11 protein-coding genes and 1 pseudogene are annotated in these 11,843 nt (G+C 72.5%); 8 read left to right on the top strand and 4 right to left on the bottom strand.

What is annotated here, in order from left to right:
• Nucleotides 1-130: pseudogene (locus AB0L59_RS39075) on the top strand (GntR family transcriptional regulator); the annotation flags it as partial.
• Between the two features lie 373 nt (nucleotides 131-503).
• On the opposite strand, the gene AB0L59_RS39070 reads toward AB0L59_RS39075, so the two are convergent.
• Complete coding sequence (locus AB0L59_RS39070) at nucleotides 504-926, bottom strand: hypothetical protein (protein ID WP_365592026.1); 423 nt, start codon at nucleotides 924-926, stop codon at nucleotides 504-506.
• Between the two features lie 543 nt (nucleotides 927-1,469).
• Between AB0L59_RS39070 and AB0L59_RS39065 the strand changes: the two genes are divergently transcribed.
• Nucleotides 1,470-2,618, top strand: a complete 1,149-nt coding sequence (locus tag AB0L59_RS39065) for a glutamate--cysteine ligase (RefSeq protein ID WP_365592023.1) — start codon at nucleotides 1,470-1,472, stop codon at nucleotides 2,616-2,618.
• Between the two features lie 231 nt (nucleotides 2,619-2,849).
• On the opposite strand, the gene AB0L59_RS39060 is transcribed toward AB0L59_RS39065, so the two are convergent.
• A complete protein-coding gene (locus AB0L59_RS39060; protein WP_365592020.1) occupies nucleotides 2,850-3,293 on the bottom strand; it encodes a MarR family transcriptional regulator in 444 nt (147 codons plus the stop codon).
• Between the two features lie 300 nt (nucleotides 3,294-3,593).
• Here AB0L59_RS39060 and AB0L59_RS39055 point away from each other — a divergent pair, with 300 nt between their 5' ends.
• The 4 genes from AB0L59_RS39055 (at nucleotide 3,594) to AB0L59_RS39040 (ending at nucleotide 7,479) form a co-directional block, all read left to right on the top strand.
• A complete protein-coding gene (locus tag AB0L59_RS39055; RefSeq protein ID WP_365592017.1) occupies nucleotides 3,594-4,328 on the top strand; it encodes an acetoacetate decarboxylase in 735 nt (244 codons plus the stop codon).
• 54 nt (nucleotides 4,329-4,382) lie between these two features.
• Complete coding sequence (locus AB0L59_RS39050; protein ID WP_365592014.1) at nucleotides 4,383-5,336, top strand: 3-hydroxyacyl-CoA dehydrogenase NAD-binding domain-containing protein; 954 nt, start codon at nucleotides 4,383-4,385, stop codon at nucleotides 5,334-5,336.
• Nucleotides 5,337-5,416: 80 nt separating this feature from the next.
• Complete coding sequence (locus tag AB0L59_RS39045) at nucleotides 5,417-6,946, top strand: CoA transferase (protein ID WP_365592011.1); 1,530 nt, start codon at nucleotides 5,417-5,419, stop codon at nucleotides 6,944-6,946.
• A gap of 95 nt (nucleotides 6,947-7,041) precedes the next feature.
• Nucleotides 7,042-7,479 carry a PPOX class F420-dependent oxidoreductase gene (locus tag AB0L59_RS39040; protein WP_365592008.1) on the top strand — a complete coding sequence of 146 codons (438 nt, stop codon included), beginning with the start codon at nucleotides 7,042-7,044 and terminating at the stop codon, nucleotides 7,477-7,479.
• A 42-nt stretch (nucleotides 7,480-7,521) separates the two neighbouring features.
• On the opposite strand, the gene AB0L59_RS39035 is transcribed toward AB0L59_RS39040, so the two are convergent.
• The gene (locus AB0L59_RS39035; protein ID WP_365592005.1) at nucleotides 7,522-8,364 is read right to left on the bottom strand and encodes a hypothetical protein; all 843 of its coding nucleotides are present in this window, start codon (nucleotides 8,362-8,364) and stop codon (nucleotides 7,522-7,524) included.
• Between the two features lie 441 nt (nucleotides 8,365-8,805).
• Here AB0L59_RS39035 and AB0L59_RS39030 point away from each other — a divergent pair, with 441 nt between their 5' ends.
• Together AB0L59_RS39030 and AB0L59_RS39025 are read left to right on the top strand one after the other, a co-directional pair.
• The gene (locus AB0L59_RS39030) at nucleotides 8,806-9,447 is read left to right on the top strand and encodes a phosphoribosyltransferase (protein WP_365592002.1); all 642 of its coding nucleotides are present in this window, start codon (nucleotides 8,806-8,808) and stop codon (nucleotides 9,445-9,447) included.
• A 34-nt stretch (nucleotides 9,448-9,481) separates the two neighbouring features.
• A complete protein-coding gene (locus AB0L59_RS39025; protein WP_365591999.1) occupies nucleotides 9,482-10,894 on the top strand; it encodes an RtcB family protein in 1,413 nt (470 codons plus the stop codon).
• A gap of 63 nt (nucleotides 10,895-10,957) precedes the next feature.
• Here AB0L59_RS39025 and AB0L59_RS39020 read toward each other — a convergent pair whose 3' ends face one another.
• On the bottom strand, nucleotides 10,958-11,479 hold the full coding sequence (locus AB0L59_RS39020; RefSeq protein ID WP_365591997.1) for an archease: 522 nt from the start codon (nucleotides 11,477-11,479) through the stop codon (nucleotides 10,958-10,960).
• Nucleotides 11,480-11,843 lie beyond the last annotated feature (364 nt).

Here is an 11,843-nt window from a genome sequence, read left to right as displayed (position 1 = left end):
CGTCCTGGACGCCGTACGGGACCGCGACCCGCAGACCGCCGAGGCCGCCATGCGGGCCCTGCTCGACCAGGCCGGCCGCGACCTGGACCGGCTCGGCCGACCCGACGAGACGGAAGACCCCCGGTCGTAGGGGAGGGCCGGCCACCGGCGCGCCGGATCTCGTCCGGCATGCGGCCGGGGCCGACCGGGTGGTGGGGAACCGGCACAGGGCTCCGCGCAGGGGCGTCAGCATGCCGTTCCAGGCGACCCCGTTGATGTCGATGGGCCAGAGGTGTCCGCCGGGCAGGAGGGGGGCGTGCACGACGGTCGGGGCGCGAGGAGCATGTGCGGCCCGGTACAGGTGATGAGCCGTTCCTCAGCGAGCAGACAGGACGGGCGCCAGGCGGCGAGCGGGCGGCTCGGGACCGGTCGCGCCGTCGCCGGAGGCCTGTGCGCGGGCGGCGCCTCCCGCGTGCATCGCGTGCACAGATCGGGCCCTGCCCGCTCGTGCGGGCGCCGCCGGGTCAGCCGATGAGCGAGCGGAACCGCTCGATCGTGCGGCGCCGCATGGTGAGGAAGGCGAGCCAGGAGCCGTCGGCGTAGTGCACCCGGAAGCGGGCCATCAGCTGCGTGCGGGGCCGGCGTTCGATCCTGGCCACCCAGGTACGCGGCACCTCCCACACCGGGGTGCCGTCCAGAGGCCGGACCAGCCCGACGCGCTGGTCGGTCACCCGCAGCAGCAGCGCGCCCGAGGTGCGTGGCATCCCCGAGGCGATGCTGCCTGCCCCACCGGACTGCGAGCCAACGGCGTTGACCAGCTGGCCTGCCACGGCGCCCCCGATGCCGAAGCCCCTGGCACCCCTGGCGGGAACGACGTTGCCGTACGCCAGGAGGCGCTCACCGGCGGCCAGCTGAGTGACGGCGGAACGCTCGTGGAGGGCAGACATGCCCATGATCGTAGAGGGTCCGGTCACAGCCCTCGGCATCGGCCGCCATGTGCGGATTCGTCCGCTTCGAGGCCACCCCGTTCCCGGTCACCCGCTCCGTTCCGACGGCCGCGCGCGACATGAGGGACTCCCGGTGGACCACACCGATGACGTGACGCCGCCAAGGAGACGCGTGCGGCGGGACGGTCCCGCGGAGTCATTCCGCGGTGGCGAGAGCCGGACGCAGGATCGAGGATCGGTGGGCACCAGTTGCCGAGCAGGGTCGGCCGGCATCCTCCTGCGCCCCGTGCGTGAACGGCCGCCCCACGAGCCGTCGGCGCGGGTCACCGTCGGCCTCCGTGCGGTGATGGTGGCTTGGTAATCGCTTGCCGCGACCTCGGCCGAAGGCTCAGCATGACGGTTCCCACCCGTTGTTCGGCAGGGAGTGGCCTATGCGCCCGAGCGCGTGAGCGGTGATCGCGAGCCGCGCGGAGCCCGCGACGAGTGGATGCCGGTGTCCCATGTCTTCCGAAAGGGCTGGACGTGCCAGAGCCGCTTGATGCCGTGACCCCTGCCGCCGCCGGCGGATCGGTGTACCCGACGGAGGCCGCCGCACCGCCGACGGTCGGTGTGGAGGAGGAGTTCGTCCTGGCCGACCGGCAGAGCAGGTCGGCCGTCCACCGGTCCCTGCCCGTCGTGAGCGCCGCTCGCGCCCACCTCGGCGGGCCGCACGTCACACCCGAACTCGCGGAGTCCCAGGTGGAGACCGTCAGCGCGGTGTGCCGTACCGCCGCCGAACTGGAGGCGGAGATCCGGCGATTACGCACGGGTGCGGCTGCCGCCGCAGCCGAGTACGACTGTCTGCTGGTGCCCAGCGGCATGGCGGTCCTCGGCCGTTCCGGGCCACCGCCCGTCCTCGACCAGGAACGTTACCGCGCCCTTGCGCGCCGCTTCGGGCCCGTGGTCCACGGGCAGGGCGTGAACGCCTGCCATGTGCACGTCGGCGTGGCCGAGCGAGAAGAAGCCGTACAGGCGGTCAACCACCTCCGCGGCTGGATGCCCCTTCTGCTGGCCCTCACCGCCAACTCCCCGTACAGCGACGGCGCCGACACCGGATACGCGAGCTGGCGCTCCATGGTCTGGAGCCGGTGGCCCTCGGCGGGGCCTCCTCCCTATCTGCGCGACGCGGCCCACTACGCCTGGGTCGTCGACCAACTCGTGGCCACCGGGGCGGCGTTGGATCCGGCCATGGTCTACTGGCACGTCCGGCCCTCCGCACATCTGCCCACCATCGAGGTACGCGTCGCGGACGTGCTGCCCGACGCCGGGACCACCACCGCGTACGCGCTGCTCGTCCGGGCCCTCGTCGGGCACGCCGTCGAGACGGTACGCACCGGCGAACGCGCGCCCGAGGTCCCCGAGCTGCTGTTGCGGGCGGCATGCTGGCAGGCCGCCCGGCACGGGACGACGGGCACCCTGCCCGCCACGCACATGCGGGAGTGTGTCCCCATGGCCGTCGGACGGCTGATCGAGGAGCTGTGGAAACGGGTCGAGCCCCAGCTCAGCCGCTATGGGGACGACCGGCGCGTCAGCGCCTGGCTCCGTGATGTCCAGCTCGCGGGCACGGGCGCCGCGCGCCAGAGGCGGGTCGCGGAGAAGGACCAGGACGGTTTGCGGGCCGTGGTGGACGACCTGGCGGTCGAGGCGCCGTGACCTGGGGTTCGGACAGACGCCGTGGCCCCTGGTCCGGGCGGGTGTGGCTGACGCCGAGGACCTCCGCCGAGCCGGCGTCGTCCGTCCCTGCGGGCCAGGGGGTGGCGGGCGGCGGTCTCGATGGCTGCGGCGGCGTGCTGCGAACCCGGTCACGGGCCGGCGTGCACGCGACCCCGGCCAGCTGTCGACAAGGCGCCGCCGATGCGCTCCGACCGCTCCTCTGCCCTCCTGTCACACGTCCCCGGCGCCGGAGGGGGAGGCACCGTTGTAGCGGGCGAGCAGGGTGCGCAGGGTTCGGACCTCGTCCGGGGACCATCCCTCGGTACGGGCGTCGACCTCGCGGCGCATCAGGGCGTCGGCGAGGGCGAGGAGTTCGCGACCCCGATCGCTGGGATGCAGCAGCTGGCCGCGGGGGTTGTCCGGGTCGGCCTCGCGTACCACCAGACCGGCCCGCTGCAGCGCTGTGACCTGGCGGCTGATGGTGGACTTGTTGAGGTTGTACAGGCCGACGAGTTCTCCCGCACGGGTCCCGTCCCGTTCGGCCATCTCGGACAGCAGGGAGTAGGCGACGAAGCTCAGGTCCGGGTGCAGCCGATCGGCGTTGGACCGGAAGCGCCGGGAGAGGGTCACCAGCTCGCGTACGAGTTCCGGTAGCTCTCTGTCGTCGTCGGTCACGTGCTCGTCCTTTCCCTGCGTTCGCACGGCCCGGCGGGAACCCGGCCCGATGGCTTCGGCCGGGACGCGCCGAGGCGTCTGCCGGCTCCCCAGAATGATCACACGCACACACGGCGGCAGGGTTGCGCTTTGCAACATTTACCGTCCAGATCTACAGTGAGTGTGTTGCGCTTTGCAACTCATAGCCGGGTGCGCCTCGCCGGGCGTCATTCGCCGAGGCGCCCCCTCCGGAGATGTGTGCACCGTTTTATGCCGTCATGTACCCATTGGGGCAAGAGTCACGAGAGGCAGGTGAGAGTCATGCGAGCCGAGGACGTCGTCCGGGCACCGACGACACCGCTGGGGGCCCCGGCCTTACCGCCGGGCCCGTACCGGTTCACCGACCGCGAGTACCTGAACATCACCTACCGGACCGATCCCGAAGTGCTGAAGCGCGTCGTACCGGAACCGCTGCGGGTGGCGGAGCCGCTCGTCCGGTTCGAGGTCATGCGGATGCCGGACGTCACGGGGCTCGGCGACTACACGGAGTCGGGTCGGCTGGCCGTCGTCGAGCACGAGGGCGAGCGGGGGGAGTACTGCCTGTCCATGCACGTGGACAACTTCCCCGCCATCGCGAGCGGGCGGGAGATCGGGGCCTACCCGAAGAAGGCCGGCCGGCCACGGCTGTACGTCGACCACGACACCCTAGTCGGCACCCTCGACCACGGCTCGCTGCCCGTCGCCCGGGCGACCATGGGCTACAAGCACCAGCCGCTGGCCGCCGAGCAGGCCCGCGAGGAGCTGACGCAGCCGACGTTCATGCTCAAGAAACTGCCGCACTACGACGGCTCCCCGCGCATCTGCGAACTCGTCCGGACACAGATCGGCGATCTCACCGTCAAGGGAGCCTGGACGGGCCCCGCGCGGCTCCAGCTCTTCGCCCACGCCCTGGCCCCCCTCGCCGACCTGCCGGTCCTGGAGGTCGTCTCCGCCACCCACATCCTCACCGATCTCACCCTGGGCCGCGCCCGGGTCGTCCACGACTACCTCGCCTGACCCCCCTTGCCGGGAGCCGACCGCCCGCCATCCCGAGAAATGAAGTGATCCCGTATGTCAGAGAACGGCAGCATCGCCGGAATCCGGAATGTCACCGTGGTCGGGGGAGGAGTCATCGGCGCCTCCTGGGCGGCGCTGTTCCTCGCCCGCGGCCTGTCCGTCACCGTCAGTGACCCGCAGCCGGGCATCGACGAGGCGGTGCGCGGGCACATCGCCGGGGCCGCGCCCTCGCTGGAGGCACTCGGGCTGGACACCTCGGAGCTCACCGCCCGGCTCGCCTTCGAACCGGACCTGGCTACCGCCGTCCGCGCGGCGGACCTGGTGCAGGAGAACGGTCCCGAGCGACTCGAGGTCAAGCAGCAGGTGTGGCGCACGGTCGAGGAGAACGCCCCCGCCCATGCCCTGCTCGCCACCTCCACCAGCGGCATCCCCGCGACCGAGATCGCCACCGCCCTGCGGGACCCGGGACGCCTCGTCGTCGGCCACCCCTTCAACCCACCGCACCTGGTGCCGCTGGTGGAGGTCGTGCCGGGGGAGCGGACCTCGGAGGAGACGATCGAACGCGCCCGCGCCTTCTACCGCGCACTCGGCAAGCGCCCGCAGGTGTTGCGCAAGGAGGTGCCCGGATTCGTCGCCAACCGGCTGCAGTCGGCGTTGTTCCGCGAGTGCGTGCACCTCGTGAGTGAGGGAGTCGTCACCATGCAGGAACTGGACGACATCGTCACCTCGTCCATCGGGCAGCGGTGGGCCGTCGCCGGTCCCTTCCGTTCCTTCCACCTCGGCGGCGGCGAGGGCGGACTGCCTCACTTCATCAGTCACCTCGGGATCGGCATGGAGCGCCGCTGGGCCTCCATGGTCCAGGAGAAGGTCGCCTTCGACGAGCCCACCAGGCGACTGCTGACCGAACAGGCCGACGGCTTCGGCGGCACCATCGAGGAACTCGCCGCCGAGCGCGACCGCAAGCAGATCGCCCTCATGCGCGCCCTCGGCGAGAACTTCGACAGCTGAGCCCGCCGTCCGACCGCACCGCCCCGGTCACCCTTCACCCCCCCCCGGAAACCCCCGCACCGCAAAGGCTTTTGCCCCTCATGAGCGCTGACGAACTGTCCGACCGCATCCAGAAGGCCATCGCCCACCCGATCACCCACGACGACGGCTTCGACATCCACGCGGCCCTGCGCGACGTCCTCACCTCGGTCGGGCTCCGGCCCGCCGACAGTGGTGGAGAGATCACCTTCATCGGCAGCGACCCGATCGTCCCGAGCATCATGCGCCTGGGCGCCGTCCCCGCCCTCGGTATGACGGCCAAGTCCGTTGCGCTCGCCGCACTCTGGCGGCACCGCGGTGGCGAGGGCCAGGACATCACCATGGACCTGCGCAAGGCCCCGCACCGGCTGTGCCCCTTCTACGACAAGAAGTGGGAACTGCTGAACGGCTACCCCGGCGGCACGCCCTCGGATCCCGCCAACCCCCTCGGCTTCGACTTCTACCAGGCACGCGACGGTCGCTGGGTCATGCCGCTCAACCCGTACCCGAAGATCAAGAACAGCGTCTACAAACTGCTGCGCACCTGGCCCGAGAAGCAGGCCGTCGCGGACGCCATCGCACGGTGGAACGCCGCCGATCTGGAGCAGGCCGGCGACGAGATCGGCGTGGTGATGCCGATGCTGCGCACCACCGAGGAGTTCCTCCGGGAGCCGGCGTACGAGTACATCGCCCAGGAGCCGCTGATCAAGATCGACAAGATCGGCGACAGCGCCCCCGAACCCCTCCCCAGCGGTGCCGACCAGCCGCTCTCGGGTGTACGGGCCCTGGGGATGGGACACATCATCGCCGGCGCCGGAGTCGGCCGGGACCTGGCCCAGCACGGCGCCGACGTGCTGAACATCTGGCGGCCCGACGAGCTGGAGCACGACTCCACCTACAACAGCGCCAACGTCGGCGTCCGCTCCAGCACCATCGACCCGTACGGCACCGAGGGCCGGGCGAGGATCCGCGCGCTGCTGCGCGACGCCGACATCTTCTTCGCCAACCGCCGCCCCGGCTACCTGGAGAAGATCGGCCTGAGCGCCGAGGAGGCCGCGGCCGTCCGCCCCGGCATCATCCACCTCGGCATCACACTCGCCGGCGAGAGTGGTCCGTGGAGCCACCGCGTCGGTTTCGACCAGACCGCCGGCGCGCTCAGCGGGATCATGCTCATGGAGGGCGTGGACGGTGTCGCGGCCCGGCCGACCAGCACGCCCGCCCTGCCGTACATCATGGTCGTCAACGACTACGTCCTCGCCTGGCTGGCCACCACCGGCGCCCTGGCCGCGCTGATGCGCCGCGCCACCGACGGCGGCAGCTACCGCGTCACGCTCAACCTCACCCGCGTCGCCACATGGATCCTCAGCCTCGGCGTCTTCGACCGGGACTACGCCCACGAGGTCGCCCTCGCCCCCGATCCCGATTCCCCGCACGCCTACCTCGACCCGGACACCTTCACGGCCGAGACCCCCTGCGGCCACTACCAGGGCGTCACCGACCAGGTCATCATGTCCAGGACCCCCGGCCGGGTCCGCGACGTCCTGCTGCCCCGCGGCAGCAGCGCCCCCGTCTGGCTCCCCCGCCCCAGCTGACTCCACCGGCTCCCCGCACGTCGAGCCACTGACGGGCTGCCAACTCCGGCTGTGGCACAGTGGATCGTCCGAGGCGATCAAGGGGAGGAGCGGCGATGGCGGCGGAGCTGAACGAGCAGGTGCGCCGGCGGCTGGAGGAGCCGAACTTCTGGTACGTGGCCACGGTGACGCCGGACGGGGCGCCACATGTCACGCCGATGTGGGTGGGGCTGGAGGACGGACTGATCGTCTTCAACACCTCGGTCGGCCGGATCAAGGAGGAGAACCTCCGCGGCGACGCCCGCGTCCATCTCTCGCACGCCGACCCCGAGAACCCCTACGACCGGGTGCAGATCTCCGGCCGCGCGGTGCGCTTCGTGGCGGGGGAGGAGGCCGAGCGGGGCATGGACCGGCTGGCCCGCAAGTACCTGGGCCTGGACGGGTACCCCTGGCTGATCGAGGGCGAGCAACGGGTGCACGTGCTGGTCGAGCCTGAGCGGGTGCGCCACGTCATCGGAGTCGAGCCGTTCCGGCCGGGAGTCATCCCCTCCTGAGCCCGGTGGGCCACGGGCTGCGCAGGTCGGGGCCCGCGGCTGTCACCGGGTGCCGGGGCGGGACTCGTAGTGCAGGCTGTGGAAGCGGCCGTTCTCCTCGTGCCCGGCCGGATCCTGGCCCAGCGCTCGCACCGCCGCGATCGCATACTCCTGTTCCCGCTCGTCGGTGAAGAGCCGCTGGGGATAGGTGCGGGAGGCATCGAGTGTGGTGCGCAGCCCGTGCGCGGCCAGCGCCCGGACGATCGGCTCGTACGACACCGTCCGCAGCACGAACGCGCTGACCCATACCGGTCTCCGGGCGCCGTCCAGCAACGCCGTGAACGTGCGGGCGGTGATGTAGCTGCCGCCGCCCGTCAGCGTGATCAGACCGACCTCGGTGAGCGCGCGCCGCAGCCCGGGGCCGGGCGGCCCCTGTTCCAGGTCGTCGGTGAAGGCGTCGTCCAGGAGACCAACCTCGAGGGCGTACCGCACGGCGGGGGCGGCGACGTCCAGGCCGAACACCGGCACGGCGTCCGGTCGGCGCCGCTCGGCGTAGAACTGCCTGTCCTGCGCCGCGAGTCGCGGCGTGGACAGCTTCTGGGAAGCGGGGGAGGTGTATCGCTCGTACAGGTCCGCCAGCGTCACGTCGTGGTTGAGGAGTGCGGCGTTGATCCCGTACGAGCAGCACACGTCCAGCACCGCCGGCCGGTCGGGGCGGCCGTCGTCGAGCGCGACCCGTTCGGCGGCCACCTGCCGGAAGACCGGCTGGGCGTGGTGCGGGATCTCGTACTCCAGCGGGGCCAGCCGGCCGAAGTACGTGCGGGGGTCCGGCCGGTCGTAGATGTCGTCGAACCGCGCCTTTCCGCTCGTCATGCCCTCGGCACCCGCAGAGCCCGACCCGGCCATGCCGTACTCCTCCTCGCAGAACGCACCCGTCCCTCCATCATGTCCTGCGGCATGTGTCCGCTTATGTCCGCCACGCAGGGGTGCTCTGTGCGGACCCGCCCGCTCCGAGGGCCCGGGGCGCATGCGCCGGCGATCACGCCGTGCCCGTGGCCTCTCCGGTGTCGTGGGGCGCTGCACGGGTACCCGTCCGGGACACCGGAGGGAGGTGCCGCCGTGCCCGCGTACGAGCAGACCCCCGGCCGGGCGCGCCGCGCGACGGGCCGGGTGAGCCGGGCGCGCGGACTGGTGAGCGGCCCGGCGTGGCGGCGCCGCCCGTCACCGGCAAGGAGGCACGGCTCACGGGGCTTGTCCGGCCCGGAAACCTCGGACAAGCCGTCGTAGGACCGCACACCGCGGCCGGGCGACGAGCCCGGCGGAGTCGCGGAAGGAAGTGGACAGGGCATGCGGTTTCGAGATCGTGTGCACGCCGGGCACGAGCTGGCCGAGCGGTTGCGCCTCCGTCAGGAGGCGGGAGCGCTGACCCACCCGGTCGTGCTGGCTCTGCCGCGAGGCGGGGTGACGGTGGCCCGCGAGGTGGCGCGGGCCCTGGAGGCACCGCTCGACGTGCTGGTCGCGCGCAAGATCGGCGCGCCGTACCAGGAGGAGCTGGGTGTCGGGGCGCTCGCGGGCGACGACCCTCCGCTGTTCGACAAGCGGACCCTGGACTTTCTCGGGCTGAACGAGGCCGACCTGGACGAGGTGGTGGAGCGGGAGCGTGCGGAACTGCACCGCCGGGAGCAGCGCTACCGGCAGGGCCGCCCCCCGCCCGAGCTGCGGGACCGTACCGTGATCGTGGTGGACGACGGGGTGGCCACCGGGGCCACCGCGCGGGCGGCGCTGCGCTGGCTGCGCCGCCAGTCGCCGGAGCGGGTGGTGCTGGCGGTGCCGGTGTGCTCGCCGGAGGCGGCGGACCTGCTGCGGGGCGAGGCCGACGAGACGGTCTGCCTGCAGCGGCCCGCCGGCTTCCTGGCCGTGGGGGAGTGGTACGAGGAGTTCGAGCAGCTGACGGACGACGACGTGCTCACCGCACTGCGCACACAGTGACACCCGGGCGCGCCGCGCCGGGGCGGAGGCCGCGATGGAGTTGGTCGAGGAACGTTCCTTCCGCTACCGCATCGCACCGCACGGCGGTATGCGGGTGCCCGGGGTGGTGTTCGCCTCCCGGCAGCTGCTCGCCGACGCCGAGCAGTCCCTGGAGCAGGTCGTGCACGTGGCCGCGCTGCCGGGGATCGTCTCCGCCTCGTACGCCATGCCGGACATCCACTGGGGGTACGGCTTCCCCATCGGCGGTGTCGCCGCCACCGACGTGGACGCGGGCGGAGTCGTCTCGCCGGGCGGCGTCGGCTTCGACATCTCCTGCGGCGTGCGGCTGCTGGCCGCCGACTGCGACGCCGACGCGCTCCGGCCCGTGCTGCTCGCGGTGATGGACGACCTGGACCATGCGATTCCGCGCGGGGCCGGACCCGGCGGCGTGTGGCGCCCGGACGGCTCCGGCGAGCTGGAGCGGCTGCTCGCCGAGGGCTCGCGCTACGCGGTCGAGCGGGGGCACGGAGAGGAGCGCGACCTGTTGCGCTGCGAGGACGGCGGCGCGGTCGCCGACGCCGACGTGCGACAGGTCGGGCAGCGGGCCCGGGAGCGGGGCCTCGGCCAGGTCGGCAGCCTCGGCTCCGCCAACCACTTCCTGGAGGTGCAGCGGGTGACCGAGGTGTACGACGCCCCGGCCGCGGCCGCCTTCGGGATCGGGCCGGGCCAGGTGTGCGTGATGATCCACTGCGGGTCGCGCGGACTCGGTCACCAGATCTGCACCGACCACGTGCGGCTCATGGACCGCGCCATGGCCCGGTACGGCATCACCGTGCCCGACCGGCAGCTGGCCTGCACACCGGTGGACTCGCCCGAGGGGCGGGCGTACCTCGGGGCGATGGCCGCGGCCGCCAACTACGGCCGGGCGAACCGGCAGCTGCTGTCGGACGCGGCCCGTGCCGTCTTCCGCCGTGCCGCGGATGCCCGGCTGTCGCTCGTGTACGACGTCTCCCACAACCTCGCCAAGATCGAGACCCATCCGGTGGACGGGCAGCGGCGGCGGTTGTGCGTGCACCGCAAGGGGGCCACCCGCGCCTTCCCGCCCGGTCACCCCGAACTGCCCGAGGACATACGGGAGTTCGGGCAGCCGGTACTGATCCCCGGCACCCTCGGGACGGCGTCGTACGTGCTGGCCGGTGTGCCCGGCGGCGACGCCTTCCACTCGACCTGTCACGGTGCCGGCCGCACCATGAGCCGGCATCAGGCCGCGCGCACCGTCACCGGCAGTGAGCTGCGCATGCGGCTGCGTCAGGCTGGGATCGCCGCGCGCCCGAAGTCCTGGCGCGGTCTGACCGAGGAGACCCCGGAGGCGTACAAGGACGTCGACGCCGTGGTCGCCGCGAGCGAGGGGGCCGGGCTGTGCCGCAAGGTCGCCCGGCTGGTGCCGCTCGGGGTCGTCAAGGGGTGAAGCGGCCGGTCGGCGGGTGGCCGGGGCAAGGGTGTCGGCACGGCAAGGGGCGCCCGTGCGCGGTCACACGTCCACGATCACCGTGCAGGTCCAGCCGTACGAGTCCGGGCCGAAGTGCAGCTCCTGCCAGGAGACACCCTTCGGCGCGGCGCCGACGACGGTGACGTCGCTGAGGTCGGCGAGCGACAGCCGTACCTCCACTCCGCCGTCGTCGGTGGGCTCCGCTTCCACGTCCACCGGGATGCGGCCCGCGACCTCGAGCCGGAAGACCACCTCGTCCAGTAGCGCGACCAGCAGTTCCTCGCCGCCGGCGGGGGCCAGGCGGACGCGTTCGACGGCGGCGGGGTGCACGTCCGACACGTCGGCGAAGGCGTCCACCAGGGCCCGTACGGCCTCGGTGAGGCAGTGCTCCCGCGTGGTGCCCCAGGCGTGCAGGCGCGTGTCGGCGGTGTGCGGCATCGCGCAGTGGCCGTTCTCGCCCGCGCGCCGCGCCTGTAGCTCGTCGCCGATGTCGCCGACCATGGCCACCGATCCCTTCTCCGACTCCTCGCCCTGGTCCGGTCCGGTGCAGTCGTCCCCTCTCATCGTTGCACCCCTTGTCCTGTTCCTCCCGAATCCGCCACACGCCGCGGCTGATTTCATACATTCCTGGCATGAACCGTGTGACCACCGCCGTCGTCCAGGCGGGCTCCTGCGTCTTCGACGCCGCCCGGAGCCTGAGCAAGGCCCAGGACCTGGTGGGCGAGGCCGCCGGGCAGGGTGCCGAGACGTCGGGGTCACGGTGGGTGCGCCGTCCGCTCCGGGCCGGGGCGGTCGAGGGGGCCGGACCTTGCACTGTGCGGCGCTGTTCTTCGGCCCGGGCGGTGCGCTCCCAGGTGGACGACCGGGACTCCTGGCTCGCCGAGCTGGACCTCGGTGAGCTGCCCGCGCCCGGTTCGACTTCGACGGG

Source organism: Streptomyces sp. NPDC052109, assembly GCF_040680195.1.
Taxonomy (GTDB): Bacteria; Actinomycetota; Actinomycetes; order Streptomycetales; family Streptomycetaceae; genus Streptomyces.
Note: the sequence above shows the minus strand (reverse complement) of the source record. Positions and strands in the feature narration are given on the sequence as shown.